The organism is Geopsychrobacter electrodiphilus DSM 16401 (assembly GCF_000384395.1).
In the GTDB taxonomy this organism is placed as follows: Bacteria; Desulfobacterota; Desulfuromonadia; order Desulfuromonadales; family Geopsychrobacteraceae; genus Geopsychrobacter; species Geopsychrobacter electrodiphilus.
Genome location: NZ_ARWE01000001.1, coordinates 4,173,010 through 4,196,295, shown reverse-complemented (window position 1 = coordinate 4,196,295; position 23,286 = coordinate 4,173,010). Strand labels below are relative to the sequence as shown.

Genomic DNA, 23,286 nt, shown 5'->3' with positions numbered 1-23,286 from the left:
AAAATCTCAGGATACGGGCACAAGTCTGCTGTATCATAGCTCAGGCATCGGCTGGACGGAAGGGGAAGCTCTTGCTGAGGGCGGATATTTGTGCTAGTTAACTGGGATTATTCGTCATTTTCAGGTCACATCCCGCTAGGCACCAAAAGTCGACAAGAAACCGGATATCCCTCCCTCTTCACAGGAGCTGTTTATGGGGTTCAGAGTAAAGGCCGAAATCAGCTACCTGAAGAAGGTCTTCTTCTTCACCCATCTGATGGGCCTGCTTGCAGCGGTTCTGTTCCCTTTTATCGCCAGTCTGATGGTCGGTGAAGCCGCCCTGCAGGCACCTTTTATTCTTCTCTGTATTTTTTTCGGCTATGGCCTGGCGGTTTCATCCTTTCTGTTTGTACGCAGCTCTCTCAAAAAACAGCTTCGCCAACAGCTAATCATGTTGATGCCCTTGACCGGTGAAATTCAGATCAGTGACGAATCGATCGAAAGCCTGTCGCGTGCCCTGGAGAAAGGGGTTCTGCAGACACAGTCGCTTGTCGAGAAGATGCTGAGTACCGCCGATCAGCTGATCCCATATTATCGCAGTCTCGGTGAGGCCAGTTATTACCTGGTCGATCGGGCCAAAGATGGGCTTTTGGCCTCCAAGGCGACGCGCAAAGATGTGGAAGTGATGGAATTAAAACAATCCGATGTGCAGGCCATGATGCAGCAGCTTTCACACCGCACCCAGGATGAAGCGGCCCTCTCCCGACAACTCTCGGCCTCGCTCGAAGAGATGGCGATGGCGATGGATCACTCAACGGTTAAATTTCTCGAAACAACCACGGCGGTCGAAGAGATGACCGCCAGCGTGCGGGAAGTTGCCAATCAAGCGGATGAGATTACACGCTCGGTCGAGGGGACTGCCCAGTCCCTGGATATTATCGGTGAATCCTTCGAGAAGATCCGTAAAGGGGCCGCGCTGAGTAACGAATCGGTTCAACAAGTCAAGACCGATGCCGAAAACGGTCTGGCGATGATGAAACAATCGATGCAGGAGACCGAACAGATCGTGGCCGAGAGCGCCCAGGCGACGACGGCGATGGAGCGCTTGTCCAAACAAGCCCAACAGGTCAGCAAAATCATCGGCGTTATCAAGAATCTGGTCAGTGACACCGAACTTCTCGCCTTTAACGCCGCCATAATCGCCGCCAAAGCTGGGGACGAGGGCAAGAGCTTTGCGGTCGTCGCTGAAGAGATCAAAGACCTGGCCGACCGGACAACCTCAAGCGCACAGGATATCCAGCAGATTATTCAGGCAATCCGGCAAGATACCGATGTGGCCCTCGGTGCGGTTGAAACCACCGCAGAACGAATCGCCCAGGGACGCGTGCTCGCCCTGAACACCGACAGCGCCTTACAGAAAATTGTCAGCTCCGTGGTACTCGCATCCTCGGCCACCGATGAAATAAATCGACTCACCATCAGTCAGGGGAGCGAAGCGCAAAATCTGCTTAAGGACGCGGTGACCAGCCTGCGCTCGGTCAGGGCAGTCGCCCGCGCCGTGAAGGAACAGCGGACCGGTATCAGCCGGATTCAGGATGGTGTCACCGAGATGAAGTCTGCCGCAGATCAGGTCACCCGCGGCATGGAAGAGCAGGTTAGAGCGACCCGGGAACTCGACCGCGGCCTTGCCGAACGTGAAGAACAGGTTGTCGTCATGAATGAGGCGAACCGGTTTCAACAGCAGGCCGCCCAGCGCCTGATCAGCCATTTCAATGCGGCAGAAACACGCCTCGGGAAAAACCTTTCCCGCGCATCGGCAATCTCCGATGAAATTGCCGAACTCGAAAAGCTGACCTCACAACTGCATAAAATGGGAAGCTCGCTCAAACTTAACATTGATAACTGAGGATCTAACACCCCGATCCTGGATAAAAAATGGGCTGCCTTTCACAAGGCAGCCCATTTTTTTTACGCCCTGCAGCGCAGCGATGAACATGGCCGAATCAGTCGTCGGCAACACCCAGCTTCCGCAGGATACTGATCATCGGACACCATTTAGTAAAAGCGCTCTGAAACAGATTCAATCCGACAAAGCCAGTAAAATAGAGCCAGTTGGGGGAATATATCTGAGAGAGCACAACGCTCAATACAACAAAAAAACCTGCGATCATACGCAGATAACGATTTACGGTCATAAAAAATTCTCCTTCGGGCCAGGGACAATGATCCTGCTCAAATCTTTTCAGTCGCTTTAGAACGACTCGGACTTCAGTCTTAACATGCAAACAAATATATATATAAAATATTTGCGCTGTCAAGCCTCCATCGCACTCAACCCTTGCGGTAACACTCTGCCAAAAAAAATCCTGCATCCTCAAAAGGAGGCACCCATACCGCGCATTGTGGTTCCGCTTGCTGATTCCCCCACTGCCGCCCAGAATATTGATCACTGCCATCTTTTTTCTTAACAGCTGGCCTTGCTGCAGGGGGTTGATTCTCAGTTGGCCGGGTGGAAGATCAGCGATTTTCAGCTCAATACAGCCCGTCACCTGCAGTTCTGAAAAGAGTGCGGTTTGCTGGCCTTAAGACCCGAGGACTAGGAGACCACCTTGAAATGATGCTGCAGAAAATCAGTGATGGCCCGCAGTGTCTCTGCCGGCCGGTCACGACTGGGAGAGTGTCCACATTCAGGCAGGAGCAGCAGCTCCCCATTCCCTGAGAGTTGCGTCTGGATGGCTTCTAACTGTCGGACAGTACCGTAGTTGTCATCTTCACCCTGGATCAGCAACACCGGAACCTCAATCTGCGGCAGATAGGCTTCAAGATTCCAATCCCGAAAATCCGGATCGAGCCAGACCTGATTCCAGCCGAAAAAGGCACAATCGACGTTAGCGTTATGATAACGCGTCAGCCGCGCGCGCAGATCTGTTTTTTCGTAGGCGACTTTGGCCGCACGAATACTGGCCAGGGTGAGCTCCTCGACGAAGACATGCGGGGCCATCAGAACCAGCCCCAAAATGCGCGGGTCGACAAGTCCGCCGGCGTGGATCAGGGCGATAGAGGCCCCGTCGCTGTGACCGATCAGTACGGCTTGTTCTATTGCCGCAGCAGTGAGTATTTTCGGCAGAACGTCGAGCGCTTCATGGTGCATGAAGTTGAGGGGCCGGGGCAGGGGGCAAGGATCCGAGCCGCCATACCCGGCGCGGCTGTAGCTGAGCACTGAACAACCAGTCAGTTCGGCAAGCTGACGCGGAAAATCCTTCCACATCGCGACACAGCCCAACCCTTCATGCAGCAGCACCAGGGTCAGATCACAGGGTTTGGACGGGGCGAACAGCTGATACTCGAGCTGCCGCCCATCAATGGAGAAAAACCCCTGAGTCTCCTGCATGGGGAGTACTAGCCTCCGGCCACGTAGGAGAGCAGACAGACTTCACTCCCGTTAGGAATTTCAGTCTGGTCTTCGCCCGCCAGAATCATCTGACCGTTGAGGATGATATTGAGGTTCGCATCGTTCAAGAGCGTCCTGGCCTCAGGCAGCTTGTGGCGCAAAAGCTGGCGCAACTCGGCCAGATTTGCGACCTGCTTATCGACAATAATGCCCTGTTCCGGGATGCCGAAAAGCTCATGGGGAAATTTGACCGTGATGTGGTACCCGGTCACGATTTGGGCAATCTGACGGTGCCAGTCCAGAGTCGGAACACCCTCGCTGTTCAGACCGGTCAGCTGATAGAACCGCTGTTTAAGCGCGGCAAACTGCCGGCGATCAAGCTTTTCACCGGTAAAGGGACCGACCTTGATCGGCTCTTCGAACCAGCGCGGCGGCAGACTGTCATCCGCTCCGCGCAGGCCGAGACGAAAGTTAAGCATCCGCTCGAGGCCAGTGATGCTGCGCCCGATTTCATCCAACTGTGCAGCGCTAAAATCGAGGCCGGTCAGGGCGGTCAACTGCTCGGCAAAGTCTTCAAGGTCAGGGGTATTGGGTGAATTAAAGAGCTTGGTATTAAAGCGGCACATGCCGAGCGCATCACCGACGGCAAAGGTGTTTTCACAACGCCGGACCGCGTACTCCTTCCCAAGGTAGGAGGTCGGTTCGGGCGAAACCAGCCCTCCGTAGAGTGCGGTCTTGAAGGCGGCGTCATCGTTGATCCGCGCGTTGATCTCGAGGGTCGCGCGGTTGCGCAGATGGTCCATGCCGCGTGTCGCCACCGCCAACCCCAGGGCGAAAGCCTTGAGGATCCGTGCATCGTGGGGGTCGGACTGAAACAGCCCCTTGGAGGCCATGCAGTAATCAAGGGCTTCGGGCGGATATAGCCCTTTTTCGACGGCGCGCGTGGAGGCGGCGATGGTCGCGCCGAAGCCCTCGCATTTGGCGGTCAGAAACAGCAGCTGCTCGATGACCGGATAGTTCCCCCAACGCAAATCCAGCCCACCGGTGGTCTTCCGGTCGATGATACCGCGCTGATAAAGTTCCATCGCCCAGGCGATGGCGCTGCCGGTGCTGCTGGCGTCGAGAGCCAGATCGTTGATGATATTGTTGAGCCTTAATACCTGCTCGGGCTCCTTAATGCCGATATTGGGTCCGAATTTACCGACGATGATATATTCGGGTCCTTCCCCCTTGTCGTACTTGTCGAACTTGCCATCGTGGTTAATGCCGTTGTAGCTGCGGCGCTTGTGATGTTCCAGGGCGCTCTGCTCTTTGTCATAACTGGCGTTGCCGTTGAGACCGGTCAAGGCGCTGGCACCCCAGCCCCCTTTGCCACCGGGGAGCATGTCGTTATTCGCCCGGCAACAGACCGGGCATCTGTAGCAGCCGCTCATCCCCGGGCGATAGGGGTCAAAGTTATCCGCATCCAGGCTGTCGAACCAGGTGGTCTCCTGATTGTTCTTTGTCCCCATCGCCCCCAGCACCCGGCTCGGCTTGTAGAGGAAGGGCGTACCGACCTTTTTCAGCGCGTTCTGAACCACACTCGCACTGAGAATTTTTTTACCCAGTTCACGGTTCTGCTGTTTGTGCGCCGCCGAAAGTTCAAATTCCGGGGGTTTCCCCTGGATGAGGATCGCCTTCAGGTGCAGGGAACCCATCTTGGCGCCGCCGCCGCCGCGCCCCCAGATCGCTTTTTCACCCGCCATGATCCCGCTGCACAGCACCTGATTTTCACCGGCGCTACTGATCCGCGCCATCGCCAGATCCTTGCGCTCATGACAAACAAAATCCCGTTCGATTGCGGCTGTAAATTCGATATTATCCATGCCGTGATAGGGGCTGGCATCAAGAAATAACACCCGCTCCTGCTCAATTTTAAGCAGGGTCCACTGCGGATTACGCCCATACAAGACCAGATGGTCGTAGCCCTGACGTTTGAGATAGCTGGGGAAGTAATCGCCGGCGTTGCTGTCGAGGATCGCGCGACTCTCCGGCGAGCGGCTGGTGACGTTGCCGCGGGTGGCCGCGGGCATATGGCTGGTCAAGACCCCGGCCCCGAAGATCAGCGGTACCTCGGGGTCGAGTGCGTCCTTCTCTTCCTGCAGCAGGTTGTAAAGCAGCACCATGTTGCCACCGCGCCCGGCCAGAAAATTCTGCACCATCGTCAGCGGCAAATAGCCACGCTGAAAACTGCGGTTTTCAAGATCAACGAAGAGCACGGCACCCTGGCTGGGGTACTGCGGCTGCTCATGCATGCGCTTTAAGAGTTGTTCGACACGCTGTCTGATATGCATTTTAACCTCACTGCTTGAATCTTTGCGGCACGCTTCTCAGGTAAACTGCGCGTCTGCGCATCAGATCGCCAGCATTCAGGTCACGCAGACAGGAGAAGGGGGATGCTTTTGGCCTCAGCGAAGCTGAAGCACAACGGAGGCAACAGGCCTCGATCACAGGTCACCGGAAGCGGCCTTAAAACAACAACATCGGGCAGTTCACCTTGTGCATCAAGGCGTTGGTCACCGAGCCGAACAGCACATCGCTGACCTCGCCCGCCTTATGCCGCGCCATGACCAGCAGAAAAATCTCCTCTTCGGTGATAATCCGCCTGATGACCGCGATGGGATCACCACTTTTGATGCGCAGTTCGGGATGAAATCCGGCGGCCTTGAAGCGCTCACTGAAGTGCTCCAGCATCTGCTGCGCAGCCTGTCGGGAGCGTTCCTGAATCATCTTAATCTGCTCAGGCGGGATCATCCGGTACGCGAGTTTGTCCTCCAGCACATGCAGCAGAATCACACTGTCCGCAAAATGTGTTTGGTTGCGAAGAAAACCGCTGATCGCCTTTTCGGTGGTTTCAGTGTCATCGACCGGAATCAGAATTCGTGCATTCATCTGCGCCTCCCTGGTGGAGAAATTCTCTTAATGACCCTATCAAAAAACTGCGGCAACGCTGCAAAACGAACTTTTTGCGACACCATCAGCCGTAAACCAGACGCGGCAAGAAGAGGACAAGATCTGGCCAATAGGTCAAAACTAACAGAACGGCGATCTGGATGAGCAGGGTCGGCATCACCGCTCGGGAGACATAAAGCAGGTTGCGGTTGACCGCCGCGCCGGAGATATACAAGCTGACCCCCAGCGGTGGCGTACAGTACCCGATCCCCAGGTTGATGGTCATCAGCAGCCCGAAATGCATGCTGTTGATGCCGAAAGGTCCGAGCATCGGCAAAAAGATCGGGGTCAGGATCAGGGTGGCCGAGATAATATCCATAAACATGCCAACGATCAGCAGCAGAATATTGACCGCCAGCAAAAACACCCAGGGGGAATGGATTTGATCGACGACGGCGTTGGCGATCTTGTTGGGAATCTGCTCGAAGGTCAGGTATTCACCAAAGACCGAGGCACCGGCAACAATCGAAAGCAGGGTCGCCGAGGTCACCGACGAAGAAACGATGATCTTGCGCACGTCGGACAGTTTGAGGTCTTTATGGACGAACATTTCAACAAAAAAAGCATAGAAGCAGGCGACCACCGCTGCCTCGTTGGCCGTGAACAGCCCCGAGTAAATACCACCGAAAATCAAGACCGGCAGGCAGAGCGCCCAGACGCTCTCGCGCAGGACAGCGAGAATCTCTTTAAAACTGGGGCGCGGGATTGTGGGGTACTTCCGACGCTTGCAGTAAAAGTAGGCGTAGAGGCTCATCGCTGCCATGATCAGGATGCCGGGGATGAAGCCAGTGAGAAACAACGCCTCAAGCGGGTCATTACTGACCATCGAGTACAAAATCATCGCAATCGACGGCGGAATGATGATCCCCAGGTTGGGCGCGGTGGTCATGATACCAACCGAGAATTGCTCATCGTAGCCGTTGTCGATCAGCGCCGGGATCATGAACCCGCCGATGGCGACCACGGTGGCGACCGTCGAGCCTGAGATGGCACCGAAGAAACCGCAGGCCAGGATGCCCGCCATCGCCAGTCCGCCGGGTAAAAACCCGACCAGGCAGTTGGCGGTTTTGATCAGTTTCTGGACGATGGATCCGGTGGTCATGATATTGCCACAGAGGATGAAGAACAGCACCACCACCAGGGCGAACTTGTCCATACTGCGATAGAGCACCTCGATCACGATCTGCGGATCAATGCCGAGTAAAAAAACCAGGCCAACGGTGCCGGTGAAAAACAGGGCCATAAAAACAGGGACGGTTGCTCCCATCAGGCCAAGGAGTAATACGAGAATAAGCAGGTAAGAGGTTTCCATAAGGGTTCGGGCAGGTCAGTCAGGATGGCGGGCCATCCTCAGCTGTTCGCCCCCTCCTTCCAGTCGTCGGCAAGCACCATCAGGGTGCGTACGAACATCATCACCCCCATCATCGGCAACACCGCATAAAAGATCCATTCGGGGATTCGCAGGCTGGATGTTTTGGCGTAGATATCCAGATACTGCATATGGGTCATCATTCCCCCCAGATAGATCATGCAGGCAGAGAAGAGCAGAACGACCAGATGGGAAAACACGGTCAGCGGTTTTTTTAACCAGGGAACCATTTGCGGCAGGGCATCAATGCGGATCATCGAACGGTTGCGGATCGCCACAACGCAGCCGATATAGGTGGAGACGTAGATGGTCTTGCGTACTACTTCGTCCGACCAGTAGAGGTTGAAGTCGGCGGTGAACTTGCGCAGCAATACGTTGGCCATGGCCACCAGCAGCGCAATGATGACCGACAGCAGGAGTGACCAGTCTTCGATCCAACCGAAAACTCGGTCGATTGTCTCAAACGTTTTTTTCAGCATGCGGCATCACCCTGGCTGCTTGGGACCGGGGAGCAATCCTCCCCGGTCCCAAGCAGATAATCGAAAAAGTTCAGTGTTTAATTATCGCCCAACTTGCTGCGAACTTTGGCCAGATAGTCAGGGCCAATTTTCTTGCCCCAGGAGGCATAAACTGGAGCCGCTTCCTTAATCAGGGTTGTCTTATCGGCTGGCGAGAGTTGAAAAAATTCCACCCCTGCCGCTTTGGCTTTGGCAATCTGGGTATCATGCTGGACACGGGTCAGGGCACGGGTCTTGGCGCTTTCCTCGGCGACAACTTCCAGGAAAATCTTTTGCAGGTCGGCAGGCAGTTTATCGAACCAGCGCTTGTTCACCAGATGAACAAAGAGTCCCTGCGCGTAGTTCAACTCGGTAAAGTATTTGGCGATGGTAAACTTTTTGGTGATGTTGCAGACAATGGCCGTATGGTCGAGACCGTTGATAACGCCAGTCTGCAGGGCTTGCGGCACGTCCGGCCAGGGCATGACGGTAAATTTCAGGCCCCAGGCCTTATAAACATCGATGTTAACCGGTGCTTCGGCAATCCGGAAATTAACCGTTTTGGCATCCTCAAGGTTACGCACCGGCGTGGTGGTCGCCCAGCCGTACTCGCCATAATTGACAATATCCACCACCATCAGCCCGGCCGACAGAGCGCTGGTGCTGTAGGGCCCCCAGAGTTCTGGGTCAGCGCGAAACTGGTCGAGCTTATCATAGGTATCGACAACATAAGGCAGGTTGACGACGCCAAGTTTCTCGGCAATGTTGGCCGAAGCCACTGAGGAAGCCAGCATCCCCTGAACCGCACCGATTTTCAGTTTGGAGATAACATCCTTCTCACCACCGAGTTGGGCCAGCGGGCGGTAGTCGACATAGATACGGCCATTGGATTTTTTCCACAATGAGTCGCGAATGTTGTAACCGTTCGCAACCCCTTCAATCACCGGGTGAGAAATATTCGACAAAATATAGGTATATTCGGCCTTCGAATAATCAAATTTTGTCTTCCAGTTGGCCAATGGATCTTTTTTCGCTCCAGCCGCGAACAGCGTGCTGGCCATCAAACAGACGATCAGCAGGGCAAGCAGATTGGACAAAACGAATGTTCTCTTCATCGGACACCTCCTACGGGGTGGTGAGTCTTTCACCACGAATTGGTGAAAGTTGGGTTTGATCCTCAAACATACAGACCGTAAACAAGCTCAAATATCGGCAAGAGTAGCGTTAAAACTCCCTTGCGTCAAGGAATGCCGGACTTGAAAATAACCCCGTTCTATTTATTTTTAGTCAATTAAACCGTATGTTTTGATTCACCATTAAGATTTGCTGAATGGTCATTACCGTTCCATTCAAGCCAGTGGTTTATCCCCTGCGGACTAAGGTTCAAGCGCCTTGACCAGACTGCGCAAGACCATGTTATAGGGGGTCGGCACCCCGGCCCGTTCACCGTATTCCATGATTTTGCCATTGATATAATCGATTTCAGTCCGCCGTTTCGCTTCAATATCCTGCAACATCGACGGTTTGTGCTGACCGGCCTCCTTGATATAGTCGAGACATTCCGGGTAAAAATCCGCACCCAGCAAAAGCTCATTCGCCCGCGCGACCCTGACCCCTTCTTTCAATAACGCCTCGACCAGACTGAAGACAATCGGATCATTGATGACCTCGAACATGGTCTTGCCGGTGACGGCGCAGACCGGATTCATGCAGGAGTTATTGACCGTCTTGGTCCAGACCATGTTGCGAATCTGGTCGGTGTGCAGGGTGTCGAGTCCACAGGCGGTCAAGGCCTGACAGATCCCGAGAGCCGCCTCGCGCGATTCCGCCGCCAACTCCTGCAGATAGTGCGGCCGATGATGAAAAGCGAGCCTGACTTCAGCCGGCCCCTCCAGGATGCAGCCGTAGTTAACCACCGCACGCATGACATGTTTTTTCCCCAGCCGTTCCGCCAGTACCAGTTCGGTGTCGATTCCGTTCTGCCAGCTGACGACATAACGTCCCGGTCCGACCACCGCTTCCAGGGCCGAGGCGATGATCGGCAGCACCGTGGCCTTGACTGTTACAATCACCACATCGGGGGGATCCTCGGCCAGGGCATCTACCCGGGTCAGGGTTTTTGTCACCCGTGCTTGAAAATCTTCGGCCCCAGAAAGAACGATTCCAGGGTTCAGCGCGGGCTCAAGCAGGCTCGGCTGAATATCACAGAGCGTCACCTGGTAGCCCCCGCGCGCGAGGAACGCAGCCACGATACACCCCACCGGACCAGCGCCGATAACAGCGAACTTCTGCGGTCTGTAACTGCTTTTATCCTGCATTGCTAGCTCCCTGAATCAAAAAGGCGATCAAGACCTGGCCCGTCGATTCTGTGGCAAAAGTTCTATCCTTGAAATCGTTAACCTATTTCACCAGAATGCCGAACGATTTTGCATCGAGCAGTCTGATCCCATTCTTTTGCAGAATTTCGAGCGCCTGATCGATGGCATTGAACCGAAAAACCATCACGGCCTTTTCCAGATTCGCTCCGGCGACGGCGTACATGTATTCCACATTGACTCTGGTCCCCAGAAAAAAACCGAGCAGATCCGCCAGACTTCCGGGGACGTCTTCAATCTCGACCGCGACTACATCTTCAACTCGGGCCGGAATATATTTTTCCATGATGACCGCGCGCGCCGCCGCCAGATCCGAGACCAGAATCCGCAGCACGCCGAAATCGTGGGCCGAGTCGCATATACAGTGCGCCCGCAGGTTGATCCCGGCATCCCCCAGCGCCCGGGTGACCTCATGCAGCCGACCGGGGGAATTTTCAAGCGGGATGGAGAGCTGCTGTAATTTCATGGATAACTTCCTTGGCATAAAATCAATCCTTCGGCTTATTTGGGTTCCAGCGCCTTGACCAGCCCGCGAATCATTTCGTTATAGGGGGTAGGGAGGCCCACCTGCTTCCCGTATTTAATAATTTTGCCATTAATAAAATCGACCTCGGTGCGGCGCTTGGCCTCAATATCCTGCAGCATCGATGGCTTGTGATTACCGGCATTTTTGATGTAGTTGATCGCATAGGGGTAATAGTTCGAGCCCAGCGAAAATTCATTGAAACGGGCCACCGCGATCCCCTCTTTGATCAACGCATCCACCAGATTGAAGGTGACCGGATCATTAATAATCTCGCCCATGGTCATACCGGCCACCGCACAGATCGGATTCATGCAGGCATTCAAGACCGTCTTACGCCAGACCATGTCGGTAATCTGGTCAGTGTGCAGGGTATCAAGCCCGCACTCGGTCAAAACCTGACAAATTCCTTCGGCGGCAGCCTTTGATTCGGGATCGAGCTCCTGTAAATAATGGGGACGGTTATGAAAAGCCAGACGTATATGCCCCGGGCTGAGCGGGACACAGCCAAAATTGACCACCCCACGCATCACCGCCTTGTTCCCCAGATGCTTCGCCAGCTCCAGCTCGGTGTCTATGCCGTTCTGCCAGCTGATCACGTAGCGCCCTGGGCCGACAAAACCCTCCAGAGCCGAGGCGATCAAGGGCAGAGCCGTGGCCTTGACGGTGATGAAAATCACGTCGGGCGGATCATTGATCAAGTCGTCAATATTGGTGGTAGTGCGCGTCACCCGGGCCTGAAAGTTATCGGCACCTTCGAGCAGAATCCCGGGTGCCAGCGCTGGCGTCAGCAGGGCCGGGACAATATCACAGAGCGTGACCTCGTAGCCCCCCCTGGACAGAAAGGCTGCCACGATCCCACCGACGGGGCCAGCCCCGATGACAGCAAATTTTTTCGGACGATAATCTGACTTCTCCATACTCACAACCTCCCTGAGTGGGCCGCCTAAACCGGGCCTTCTAAAATTCCGAAAGATTCGGCATCAAGGATTTTGATCTTATGCTCCTGCAGCAGTTTGATCGCCAGATCATTGTCGCTGAAGCAAAAAACCATGACCGCTTTTCCCGAAGAGGTCCCCGCCAGGGCGTACATATAATCAACGTTGACCTTACTCTCCATCAACACCTTAAGGGCTCGGGCCAGACTGCCGGGGGTATCGTCAATCTCGGCTGCGACCACCTCGTCAACCCTCGCCGGGAGCTGCTTCGCCATGATCACCTGACGCGCCCTGGCGACATCGGAGACCAGCACGCGCAGCACCCCGAACCCGGAAATGTCACTGATCGAGAGCGATCTCAGATTGAGTCCGGCCTCGCCCAGCGCCTGGGTCGCCGCGTACAGGCGCCCGGGGGAATTTTCGAGAAATATCGATATCTGCTTCAGTTTCATAAGCGACTCCCTTGCCCCCTCCCGGTTACAACGACTTTTTGGAAAATGTTCCAGCACCCATAACGACTCTTGCAGCATCTGGGCTACCGCCGGTGCCAGCGGGAAGTCAAGTGGCAACGTTGGGACGCAGGTGCCGGCGGTTGCCCAGATGCCTTCACCGAAACACAGAACGGTTTGCTCAAGTCAACAAATCAATCTCAAGCGGCAGCACCGCCAGCCAGCGCCTTGAGGTTAACCTCGACCCCTTTGCCTTTTGATATCTGCTTGACGACCGCAGTAATGACCTCATCCTTAAAGGGTAGATGCTCCATCACCGTGCCGACCATCACCATATTCATCGCCTTGCCATTGCCCGCTTCACGGGCGATGGCAAGGGCGTCAATCCCCAGCGCGTCCGGACAGATAGCGGCAATCTGCTGTTCCACATCATCCGGGTAGATTGCCATGCCGGCGGCCACGGTACTCGGGTTGATCGAGATCTTGTTGTAGACCAGCCGTCCGCCCGGCTTGAGATAATGGATGTAGCGCAACGCCTCCAGCGGTTCAAAGGAGATCAGCATGTCGGCGGTGCCGGGCATGACCACCGGCGAAGCGACCTCATCGCCGATGCGCACAAAGCTGATGACGCTGCCACCACGCTGGGCCATACCGTGGACTTCGTTCTGCTTGACGTCCATGTTGCTGACCAACGCACTTTCAGCGAGGACTTTGGAGGCCATCAGCACGCCCTGACCACCGACACCGGCAATAACGATATTAAAGATTTGCATTGTTGGCCCCTTCTATGGTGTGCATTGCATCGAATTTACACATCTGCTTGCAGACCCCGCAGCCGTTACAGACATTGGGATCGACCCGCACCTTCTGCTTTTCCCCGGAGGCAGTCAGCCCCAGGGCCATGCACGCCACCTTGAGGCAGGCGCGACAGCCAGTGCATTTCTCCTGGTCGACATGCATCGCCTGCTTGCGGATTTTATAACGCAGAATACAGGGATTCCTGTCGATCAGCACGTAGGGCCCCGGGGTTTCGAGCCCCTTCTTGATTGCGGCTTCGGTCTCCTTGAGATCGTAGGCGTTCAATTCGAACACATTATCGATCCCCAGCGCCTTGACCAGCGGCACCATCTCGACCTGACGACACGGCACCCCTTGCAGGGTGTTGCCGGTGCCGGGATTCTCCTGACCACCGGTCATGCCGGTGGTGCGGTTGTCCATGATGATAACCAGGGCGTTGCCGCCGTTATAGGCCATGCTCATCAGCCCGGTCATGCCGGAATGGAAGAAGGTCGAATCACCGATCACCGCCACCGGCTTTTCGGTCCGCCCGGCAAGGGCATTGACCTTGGCCATGCCGTGGGCGGCGCTGATGCTGGCGCCCATGTCGATGACCGAATGCATGGCACTCATCGGCGGCAGCGCACCCAGGGTGTAGCAGCCGATATCGCCGGAGACAAAGACCTTGAGCTTGCTGAGGATGGTAAACAGGCCGCGGTGTGCGCAGCTGGGACAGAAGACCGGCGGCCGCTGCGGCAGGCCGACGACCGGGGCGCTGGTCTCACTCTTGATGCCGCCAATGGCGAAGCGCAGGATGTCGGCGCTGATCTCACCGCAGAGCGGCAGCTTGTTCTTGCCGATCTCAACCGCGATCCCCATGGCCCGGATCTGTTCTTCAAAGATGGCGTCCATCTCTTCAACAATCATCAAGCGCTTGACCTGAGCTGCGAATTCGGCAATTTTGCGCGCCGGCAGCGGATGCACCATCCCCAGCTTCAGGATCGAGGCATTCGGAAAGGCTTCACGTACATGCTGATAGGCGACTCCCGAGGTGATAATGCCGATCTCGGTATCGCGCATTTCAGTCCGGTTCAAGGGGGTAGTTTCGGCGTATTCCTGCAGCTTGAGCAGACGCGCTTCGACCTCGATATGCTTCAGCTTGCCGAAGTTGGGCAGCATGACATACTTGGGGACGTTCTTCTCCCAGGCTTTGACCTGGGAAACGATCTTCTCCTGCGGCACCACAACCCCCTTGGCATGGGAGATCCGCGTGGTGGTGCGCAGCATCAGCGGCGTGTCGAACTGCTCTGAGATCTCGAAGCCGACCCGCACCATGTCGTAAGCTTCCTGTGAGTTCGAAGGATCAAGCATCGGCACCTTGGCGAACTTGGCGTAGTTGCGGCTGTCCTGCTCGTTCTGTGAGGAATGCATCCCCGGATCATCGGCGACCATCAGGATCAGTCCGGCGTTGATCCCGGTATAGGAGAGGGTCAGGAGCGCATCGGCCGCGACGTTGACCCCAACATGTTTCATGGTCGAGAGCGCCCGACCGCCGGCAATAGAACCGCCTATCGCTGACTCCAGAGCGACTTTTTCATTTGACGCCCACTCGCAGTAAACCTCGCCCAGTCGCGCGACCTCTTCGAGGACTTCGGTACTGGGGGTCCCGGGGTAGCCGGAGGCGAAAACCCCGCCCGCGTCTCCAAAACCCAGAGCGATGGCCTCATTGCCTGAAATTATTTTTTTCATCAAAACTTACCTTTGTCATGGGCGGCCCATGGGGCGCCGGATAAAGTGTCAAGATTTCGGACTTGACGACGCTAGTAGCTATTTCGGCCGACGGTCTTCGATCCGCTTGGCCTTCCCTTCGCTGCGCGGAATGCTTCCCGGCGGCACCAGATGAACTTCGACGCTGATGCCGATAATATCCTTAATATCGTGCTGCAGGTTTTTCACCTTGCTGCGCACCGCAGTTACATCTTCGAGAATATCGTATTCGGCACCCTTGAGCACATCAGCAGCAGCCTTGAGCATGAATTCCTCGGTGACCTCGACCTTGACCCGCAGGGAATCCATCACCCCCTTGCGCTCGATCACCACCATGTAGTGCGGGGAGACCCCTTCGCGCTTGAGGATCACCGCTTCGATCTGCGAGGGGAACACGTTGACCCCGCGGATAATCAGCATGTCATCGCTGCGGCCGCTCACCCGCGCCATCTTCACCAGGGTCCGACCACAGGAACAGACGCCATAGGTCAATCGCGATATGTCCCGGGTCCTGTAACGCAGCAGCGGCTGCCCATACTTGTTGATCGTGGTAAAGACCAGTTCCCCCTCTGCCCCCGCCGGCAGAACCTCGCCCGTAACGGGATCGATAATCTCCGGGTAGAAAAAGTCTTCATTGACATGCAGACCGTTCTGCTCTTCATGACATTCAAAAGAGACCCCCGGCCCGGTGATTTCCGAGAGGCCGTAAATATCGCAGACTTTGATGCCGAACAGATGCTGAATCGAATGCCGCATCGATTCACTCCAGGGCTCGGCCCCGCAGAGGGCCCACTTGAGGTTGAGCTTTTTGAAATCGACCCCCATCTGCTCGCCGGTTTCAAAGATATGCATCAAGAAAGAGGGCGTCGAGGTCAGCGCGGTGGTACCGAAGTCCTCCATCAACATGATCTGTTTGTGGGTATTGCCACCGGAGATCGGAATAACCCCCGCCCCGACCCGGATCGCCCCGTAATGGGCACCCAGCCCGCCGGTAAACAGGCCGTAACCAAAGATGTTCTGCACCACATCGGTACTGCCGATGCCGGCCCCCGTATAGGTTCGAGCCATCGCCTCGGACCAGATATCAAGATCTTCGCGGGTATAACCGACCGCAATCGGCTTGCCTGTCGTGCCGGAGGTCGCGTGATACTCGATAATATCTACCAACGGGGCGGTAAACATTTTAAAAGGATAGTTGTCGCGCAGCTCCTGTTTGGTGGTAAAGGGGAGGAAACTGATATCATTCAGGTTTTTGATGTCACCCGGTTTAATCCCCAAATGATCAAGCTTCTGCCGATAATGGATATTTTTTTCATAAACATAGCTGACCGTCTTCTGCAGTCCCGCAAGCTGCAGCGCCTGCATCTCGTCGCGACTGATCGTCTCCTCTTTACTCCACGCCATGATCTGCTCCCTTTCCTGACATTTGAATAGTCCGCCTCCGTGCGCAATCGCGGCGCATCGGATCTGCAGAATCGCCCCCCCCTGATCTTTACCTCTCCCTTCGGTTCAGCTAGCCCTGAAGGTAGTTCAACTCGCGGGCCTGCGCCCTGATCTCATCCCTGAAGCGCGGATGGGCGATGTCGGCCAGGGCGGCGGCCCGCTGCCGAACGGTTTTGCCATAGAGATCCGCGACCCCATATTCGGTCACGACAAAGTGCACATGATTGCGGCTGGTGACCACGCCCGCGCCGAGTTTCAGCATCGGCACAATTTTACTGATGACCGTACCGTCGCGCAGGGTCGAGGTGCTCGGCAGGGCGATAATCGGCACCCCGCCCTTGGAGCGTGAGGAGCCGAAAATGAAATCCAGTTGACCGCCAACCGCTGAGTGCATCTTCGGTCCGATGCTGTCGGCGCAAACCTGGCCGGTCAGATCGACTTCAATGGCCGAATTGATCGCTACCATCCGCTCGTTCTGCGCGACCACAAAGGGGTCGTTGACGTATTCGGTGCGGTGCAGTTCGACCAGCGGATTGTTGTCGACCCAGTCATAGAGCCGTTTGGTGCCGAGCAGGAAGCCGCAGATGATCTTGCCGGGGTGCAGACTTTTACGCGACCCGTTCACCACCCCCGCTTCGACCAGATCGATGACGCCGTCCGAGATCAGTTCGGAATGAATGCCGAGGTCCTTTTTATCAAACAAAAATTTCAGTACGGCATTGGGCAGCGCGCCGATCCCGAGCTGCATGGTGGCACCATCGGGGATAAGCGAGGCAATATGCGCCGCAATCTGCTCGACGATCGCCTGATCGGCATCCTCCCCCATCGGCATTTCAAACAGTGGGGTATCGCATGGGATGATGTGATGCATTTTATCGATATGCATGGCGGTGTCACCCAGGGTGCGCGGCATCTGGGTGTTAACCTGAGCGATGACAATTTTGGAGACCTCGGCCGCCGAGATGGTCAGGCCGGATTCCGCGCCCATAGAACAGAAGCCGTCCCTGTCCGGTGGCGAGACATGGATCAGGGCGATATCCAGGGGCAGATGGCCATTTTTGAAGAGCAGGGGAAACTCAGAGAGCATGACCGGGGTGAAATCGGCCCGCCCCTCGTTAACCGCCTTTCTGACGTTGGCGCTGATAAACATCGAATTGATGCGCAGGTGCCCCGCCATCGCCGGGGCGACATAGTCAGCCGGACAGATCGTCAGCGGGTGACAGACCTCAACATCCCGCAGTTCGGGTGCGCGCTTGACCAGAGCGTCCAGCAGCGGCAGAGGGACCGAGGCATTGCCGGTCAGAAAGACCCGGTCACCGGACTTGATGACCTTGACCGCCTCCTCTGGCGTGGTGATCCGTGAACGGTAGCTCTGCTGCCAGTCGGTCATAAAATCTTGTGTCTTGCTAAGCATCAATTCCACTCCTTTGACGGGACGATCCTGTCAGCGGACCACGACAAGGTATCCGGGCTGCAGCTGTTGCTTGCGGGAAGTTAAGTGGCAACGTTGGACGCTGGCAATGGCTGTAGACCGGGTGCCGTTGCTGAACGAGGTTGCCCGCATGTTTAAATCCGGATCCGACCATCCACGGCGAAGGCGCCATTGCTAAAAGCCATGATCGGGTTCAGATCCATCTCTTCGATCATCGGCAGATCACCCAGCAGTTGCGAGACGCGCTGAATCAGTTCGATCACCGCCGCCTTGTCGATCCCCGCTTCGCCGCGCACGCCATCGAGCAACGCGGCGGTCTTAAGTGCGGCCAACATCTCTTCGGCTTCAACCCGGGTGACCGGGGCGATCTTGAAGATCACGTCCTTGAGCACCTCGACATAGATGCCGCCGAGACCGAACATCACCAGGTGCCCCAGCTCACGCTCGGCGCTGGCGCCGATGATCAGTTCACGCCCACCGGGCAGAAATTTCTGTACAAAAAACCCGAGTTTGCCGTAATGCCCGAGGCGGTTCTGCATCTCTTCAGCGGCGGAACGCACGGCCGCGGCATCCTTTAAATTGATCGCGACACCACCCATATCGCTCTTGTGATCGATGGCATCGCAGTCGACCTTGAGTACCACCGGATAGCCGATGCCATCAGCGGCCGCGACTGCCCGGGCGGCATTCTCCGCCACCTGCCAGGGAGCAACCGGAATCCCGTAGGCTTCAAAGATGCCGTAGACCTCCAGCGCCGAAAGCACCGCACGCCCATCAGCTTGCGCCTTGGCGATGATCGCCTTGGCCCGCGCGGCATCGACCCCGCCGAAGATCTGCGGCTGACCGATATCGCGCTTCAGGATCTGGCCGTATTTGACTAGTGCTCCCAAGGCCCGGGCCGCATCGCCCGGATTGGCGTAGAAGGGGACCTCCCCCGCTTTCAGAATCGCCTGGGTCTTCTGATAACGCTCCAGCTTGAGATTCGTCATGAAATTGCACACCAGCGGCTTGCTCCGCTGACGGTTGATGGCGACGATTTCGCGTGCGACCTCATCGGTGTCGGTGAAGGGAGCAGTGACAAAGTTGATATAGACGCAGTCGATCTGCGCATCATCCATCATCACCTCGAGGGCGGCGCGAAACTGCGGCCCGCCGGCGGTGGCGACCACGTCGACCGGGTTTTCGAGCGCCGCCTGGGGAAACTGGGTCTCACGCAGGCGCGCGATTGAGGCCTCGCTGAGTTTGGGCACTTCAATACCGAAGCCGACCAGCACATCGGTGGCGATCACCGCCGGACCACCTGTATTGGTGATAATCCCGACGCGGTTCCCTTTTGGGATCGGCTGACTTGCAAAGGCCATCGCCGCGCGCACGATCTCCCCCTCATCGTGAAAGGGGAGCACGCCGATCTTCTCAAAGATCAGTTCGGTGGCGATATCGACCCCGGCCAGGGATCCGGTATGTGACGAGGCCGCCTTGGCGCCCTGTTCGGTACGCCCGGCCTTCATCGCCAGCACAGGTTTTCTGGCCGTGACCTTGCGCGTCACTTCGAGGAACTCGCGCGGTTTATCGAATCCTTCGGTATAGAGAATGATCGCCTTGGTTCCCTCATCCTCACCGTAATATTCAATAATCTCCGGGATCGAGACATCGCAGGCGTTGCCGTTACTTGCATAGAGTCGCTGACCGATATCCAGATCGTCCAGCACTTGCATGATCAGTGCACCGACTCCGCCCGACAGGGCGACCACCGAGATGTTCCCCGGCTTGGGAAAGGTAAAGGTGAAGTTGCAGTAGGCGTTTAAGCCCGGATCAGAATTGATAATCCCCTGACAGTTGGGACCAAAGACACGGATGCCGTATTTTTTGGCGTTGGCCAGAAATTCAGCCTGCAGGCGCGCACCCTCATCGCCCATCTCGCTGAAGCCGGCGGAATTGATGATCACCGCCTTGATCCCTTTTTTGCCACACTCCTCGATGGTCTGGGGCACAAACTGACTCGGGACGATGACGTGGGCCAGATCGATCTCACCCGGCACATCCGCCAGCGTCGGATAGGCCTTGAGTCCGCAGACCTCGGCCGCCGTCGGATTGATCGGGTAAATTTTGCCCGTATAGCCGTACTTCAGCAGATTACGAATAATCACGTTGCCGATGGAAAGCTCTTTGGTCGAGGCGCCAACCAGCGCCACCGCTTTGGGCTTAAACAGTGCGTCAAGCATGGTGTTTTCTCTCCTCAAGCTGCTCAATAAAGGCTTCAACATTAGTGATGGTCTGTTCGTCCGACACACAGCGCAGGTCGTTAAGGTCGCCGGAGATCACCAGGCTCGGAATACCGGTCTGCTGCTCCAGCCGCTGCGGCATGCCGTAGCGGCTGTTCGAATTGCAGGGGCAGGTCTTGGCGTCGTGATAGATGATGCCGTCGATATGAAACTTTTCCAGCATCCGCTTGATATAGGTTTCCTTGTAGGCGTCGGAGCGCACGATGAACAGGCTGAGATAGGCCTTGGCCATACTGCGGATCGGATCAAGCGGATCGAAGTCGGGGAAGATCCAGCTACTGCAGTAGGTCGAGACCAGCACGCTGGTTTGCAGACCGGCAAAAAGCTCCGAATGCTGCCGCAAGCGACCCCAGACCGGCATTCCTTCCCAGTAGATGCGAAATTGCTCATCGTCCACCGCTCCGGTGCCACTGTTGATCCGCGCCTGCAGTTCGGCCAGCAGTCGGCGGTAATAAGCGACCGCCTGCGGGGTGCCGCGCAGCACCACCGCCGGACCCATATGGATAGTGGCGTCGAAGAAGGTTAAGGGTGCCGGGGCGGCCGCGGCCGTCTCCAGAACCTGACGCCAGAGTTCGGTACATTCGCGCGAAAGGGCCACGACTTCGCGCAACTTTTGTAGATCAAGCGGCTGTCCGGAGACCTCTTCCAGCGTCGGAATCAGGGCTTCGATCTGGCGGCTGACGTCATCAATCAGAACCTCACTGACCTCGGTATGATTTTTGGGGGAACAGATGCCGATGCAGGGGACGTTTAACTCCTTGGCGTACCAGGAGAACCAGTCCTGCACGTCGCGACACTGGTTGGTGTTAAACACCAGCACGTCGGGGCGGGGCGGCGCTTCAATCCCAGGGTAGGCCTTGGCCAGCGGGGAGACGTGCTTTAAGTAGGCACCGATGTCGGCGGTCAGATACGAGCAGATTTCAGGCGAGTATCCGATGGTGTTTGCTTCGGGGATCAGCTCGGTGGCCATACGCGTCGCGCCGAGCATCGCCGCGTGGTTCTCGGGAAAGTGCACCGCAAAGCCCATCGCCCGCAGTAGTTCCGCCGGTCCGACGCTGGTACACCAGGCGACCTTGCGCTCTGCCGACTTAGCGGCGGCGTTCAGATCGTAGAAGTAGTCGGACATGATCTGCATCATCTGTCCGGTCGCCTCGATCTTCTTGCGTTGCGGTTGCTTCTCCTGCGCCATGACTCCTCCGAAAAATAGGGTTTGGGCTTTTTGGCTAGATCCTGGTTAAGGTGATTCCTGAAATCCGTCCCGCGCATAAAGGGCCGCGCCGAGGGCACCGGTCAGCTGGGGGAACTCCGGCAGCAGCACCGGCCGACCAATCAATTCGGCGGCCATCTCGACCAGGTAGGGGTTGTGCGCAACCACCCCGCCGCTTAACACCACCTTTTCACTTAAGGCATCCATCTCCAGCACGCGCTGGATCATGGAATAAAAGATCCCCTTGACGATGTCGGCGACCGGCTTGCCATGACGAATATTCTCAAGCACCTCGGTGGCCGAGAAGACCGTGCAGTAGCTGCCGAGCTTGAGCACCTGGGTCGCCTGGCGCGCCAGATCGTTCATCTCGGCCAGCGGGATATCGAGGCGACTCGACATCTCCTCAAGAAAGGCGCCGGTACCGGCGGCACATTTACGGTTCATTTTGAAGCTGTCGCGCCGCCCGCGACTGTCCAGCTTGATGATCTTGTTGTCCTGCCCGCCGATGTCGAGGATGGTGATCGCCTCGGGGAAACTGTGATAACAGCCCCGGGCGTGGCAACCGATTTCGGTTTTGCTCTCCTGGGTTATAAAGGCCACGTTGTTGCGTCCATAACCGGTCGCGACTGCGGCGAGGATATCGCAGCGTGCGGCACCGGTTTGTGCCAGCGCAGTATCGAGACAGAAGGCAGCAGTCGCGGCGAAATCGATCCCCGATTTTTTGACGGCATGTCCGCGCATCTGTCCCTGAGCGTCGATGACGACGACCTTGGTGCGCGAAGCTCCCATATCCAGTCCGACAAAAACAGCTGTTGTCATAGGTCCCATCGTTTCCCCTGACCCGGGACGACTTGACGTCCTCTGGTCGGAAAAGTCCCTGTTCTTAATCAATAACGCGCCGCTTCCGACTCAATCGTTCTGACCAGGTTGACGAGTCGCGGCCCGATGTCGTCCTCCAGCATATGCTGCCGCAGAACAAACGAGGGTGCAGCACAGTTAAAGGTCAACAACCGACAGCCGGCAATCGGCAGCATCGGTACACCAACGGCGTTGACATCGCTACGCCAGTCGCCGATGGACAGACAGAAACCACGCTCCCGGTAGTCACGCAGAGCCTGCTCGATACCGGTCTTATGCTTCGGCCAATTCTCCGGGTCGCGCTGCCGAATGTCATTCATTAGCCGTTCGCGCTCATCCACCGGCAAACCACAGAGCAAGGCCCGCCCCATGGCCGTCGTTGCGATGGGGACCCGGGTCCCTGGTTCGCGGCGCAATGAGACCGTGGCATCTGTGCTATGCCGCCCATCAAGATAAATCATGCCCAGTCGGTCACGGGTTCCGACCGAAACCACGGTGTGTGAATAGTTGGCCAGATCCTGCATCAGCGGCCGGGCAATTTTGAGCACGTCCATATTGGTGAGTAAGGAAAATCCCAGGGAAAGAACACCGGTCCCGAGCTGATACTTCCCCAGTTTTTCATCGTGATAGAGATAGCCCATGCGGGTCAGGGTATAGGTCAGGCGTGAGACCGTCGGTTTAGGCAGGCCGGTACGTAAGGCTATATCCTGATTCCCAAGATGCCGGTCTCTGGGTTTAAAGCTGCGCAAGACCTCCAGCCCGCGTGCCAGAGCCGTCACAAATTGCCGATCTTTAACATTCTCAACCGGCTGATCAGGGCCGTCGGGTGAAATAAACCCGTCCTTGATCCCCCTGTCTTTCAGTCCATCTTCCGTGATGTCAGCACTATCGTCCATAGACTTCATTCTCCGGAAATGACAGGACCGGCAACAGCCTGAGGTAAGATAAAATAATGTCAGGAGACTGCTGCCAGGTCTTGTGTTTGTATTTAACGTCTATAGAAAAGGA

At 56.4% G+C, this 23,286-nt stretch carries 20 protein-coding genes; 1 reads left to right on the top strand and 19 read right to left on the bottom strand.

Features of this window, described 5'->3' with window-relative positions:
- The first annotated feature begins 193 nt into the window (after positions 1 to 193).
- Positions 194 to 1,885 (top strand): methyl-accepting chemotaxis protein, encoded by a 1,692-nt coding sequence (locus D888_RS0119915; protein ID WP_020678340.1) that lies wholly within the window; start codon positions 194 to 196, stop codon positions 1,883 to 1,885.
- A gap of 97 nt (positions 1,886 to 1,982) precedes the next feature.
- Here the strand turns inward: D888_RS0119915 and D888_RS0119910 are convergent, their stop codons facing one another.
- From D888_RS0119910 to D888_RS0119820, 19 genes are all read right to left on the bottom strand, one after another.
- Positions 1,983 to 2,174: a YgaP family membrane protein gene (locus D888_RS0119910; RefSeq protein ID WP_026362520.1), complete on the bottom strand. Its 192-nt coding sequence runs from the start codon at positions 2,172 to 2,174 to the stop codon at positions 1,983 to 1,985.
- Between the two features lie 401 nt (positions 2,175 to 2,575).
- Positions 2,576 to 3,370 (bottom strand): alpha/beta fold hydrolase, encoded by a 795-nt coding sequence (locus tag D888_RS0119905; protein ID WP_020678338.1) that lies wholly within the window; start codon positions 3,368 to 3,370, stop codon positions 2,576 to 2,578.
- Positions 3,371 to 3,378: 8 nt separating this feature from the next.
- Positions 3,379 to 5,703: an aldehyde ferredoxin oxidoreductase C-terminal domain-containing protein gene (locus D888_RS0119900; protein ID WP_020678337.1), complete on the bottom strand. Its 2,325-nt coding sequence runs from the start codon at positions 5,701 to 5,703 to the stop codon at positions 3,379 to 3,381.
- 175 nt (positions 5,704 to 5,878) lie between these two features.
- Positions 5,879 to 6,301 (bottom strand): universal stress protein, encoded by a 423-nt coding sequence (locus D888_RS0119895; protein ID WP_020678336.1) that lies wholly within the window; start codon positions 6,299 to 6,301, stop codon positions 5,879 to 5,881.
- An 85-nt stretch (positions 6,302 to 6,386) separates the two neighbouring features.
- Positions 6,387 to 7,673 (bottom strand): TRAP transporter large permease, encoded by a 1,287-nt coding sequence (locus D888_RS0119890; protein WP_020678335.1) that lies wholly within the window; start codon positions 7,671 to 7,673, stop codon positions 6,387 to 6,389.
- Positions 7,674 to 7,711: 38 nt separating this feature from the next.
- Positions 7,712 to 8,209 carry a TRAP transporter small permease gene (locus D888_RS0119885; protein ID WP_020678334.1) on the bottom strand — a complete coding sequence of 166 codons (498 nt, stop codon included), beginning with the start codon at positions 8,207 to 8,209 and terminating at the stop codon, positions 7,712 to 7,714.
- Between the two features lie 77 nt (positions 8,210 to 8,286).
- Positions 8,287 to 9,342 carry a TRAP transporter substrate-binding protein gene (locus D888_RS0119880; protein ID WP_020678333.1) on the bottom strand — a complete coding sequence of 352 codons (1,056 nt, stop codon included), beginning with the start codon at positions 9,340 to 9,342 and terminating at the stop codon, positions 8,287 to 8,289.
- A gap of 261 nt (positions 9,343 to 9,603) precedes the next feature.
- Entirely contained in the window at positions 9,604 to 10,545 is a 942-nt protein-coding gene (locus tag D888_RS0119875) for a ketopantoate reductase family protein (RefSeq protein ID WP_020678332.1), read from the bottom strand.
- A gap of 82 nt (positions 10,546 to 10,627) precedes the next feature.
- Entirely contained in the window at positions 10,628 to 11,068 is a 441-nt protein-coding gene (locus D888_RS0119870) for a hypothetical protein (RefSeq protein WP_020678331.1), read from the bottom strand.
- 35 nt (positions 11,069 to 11,103) lie between these two features.
- Positions 11,104 to 12,045: a ketopantoate reductase family protein gene (locus tag D888_RS0119865; RefSeq protein ID WP_020678330.1), complete on the bottom strand. Its 942-nt coding sequence runs from the start codon at positions 12,043 to 12,045 to the stop codon at positions 11,104 to 11,106.
- A 26-nt stretch (positions 12,046 to 12,071) separates the two neighbouring features.
- Positions 12,072 to 12,515 carry an ACT domain-containing protein gene (locus tag D888_RS0119860; RefSeq protein ID WP_020678329.1) on the bottom strand — a complete coding sequence of 148 codons (444 nt, stop codon included), beginning with the start codon at positions 12,513 to 12,515 and terminating at the stop codon, positions 12,072 to 12,074.
- A 197-nt stretch (positions 12,516 to 12,712) separates the two neighbouring features.
- Entirely contained in the window at positions 12,713 to 13,285 is a 573-nt protein-coding gene (locus D888_RS0119855; protein ID WP_020678328.1) for an indolepyruvate oxidoreductase subunit beta, read from the bottom strand.
- Positions 13,272 to 15,038 carry an indolepyruvate ferredoxin oxidoreductase subunit alpha gene (gene iorA, locus D888_RS0119850; protein ID WP_020678327.1) on the bottom strand — a complete coding sequence of 589 codons (1,767 nt, stop codon included), beginning with the start codon at positions 15,036 to 15,038 and terminating at the stop codon, positions 13,272 to 13,274. The genes D888_RS0119855 and iorA overlap by 14 nt, the downstream gene beginning before the upstream one ends.
- Before the next feature lie 78 nt (positions 15,039 to 15,116).
- Positions 15,117 to 16,460 (bottom strand): phenylacetate--CoA ligase family protein, encoded by a 1,344-nt coding sequence (locus D888_RS0119845; protein WP_020678326.1) that lies wholly within the window; start codon positions 16,458 to 16,460, stop codon positions 15,117 to 15,119.
- A 109-nt stretch (positions 16,461 to 16,569) separates the two neighbouring features.
- Complete coding sequence (locus tag D888_RS0119840) at positions 16,570 to 17,913, bottom strand: acetyl-CoA hydrolase/transferase family protein (protein WP_020678325.1); 1,344 nt, start codon at positions 17,911 to 17,913, stop codon at positions 16,570 to 16,572.
- Between the two features lie 152 nt (positions 17,914 to 18,065).
- Complete coding sequence (locus D888_RS0119835; RefSeq protein WP_020678324.1) at positions 18,066 to 20,153, bottom strand: acetate--CoA ligase family protein; 2,088 nt, start codon at positions 20,151 to 20,153, stop codon at positions 18,066 to 18,068.
- The gene (locus D888_RS0119830; RefSeq protein WP_020678323.1) at positions 20,146 to 21,402 is read right to left on the bottom strand and encodes a 2-hydroxyacyl-CoA dehydratase subunit D; all 1,257 of its coding nucleotides are present in this window, start codon (positions 21,400 to 21,402) and stop codon (positions 20,146 to 20,148) included. Before D888_RS0119830 ends, D888_RS0119835 begins: the two co-directional genes overlap by 8 nt.
- Before the next feature lie 45 nt (positions 21,403 to 21,447).
- A complete protein-coding gene (locus tag D888_RS0119825) occupies positions 21,448 to 22,239 on the bottom strand; it encodes an acyl-CoA dehydratase activase (protein WP_026362518.1) in 792 nt (263 codons plus the stop codon).
- Between the two features lie 68 nt (positions 22,240 to 22,307).
- Entirely contained in the window at positions 22,308 to 23,174 is an 867-nt protein-coding gene (locus D888_RS0119820; protein ID WP_020678321.1) for an IclR family transcriptional regulator, read from the bottom strand.
- Positions 23,175 to 23,286: the final 112 nt, after the last annotated feature.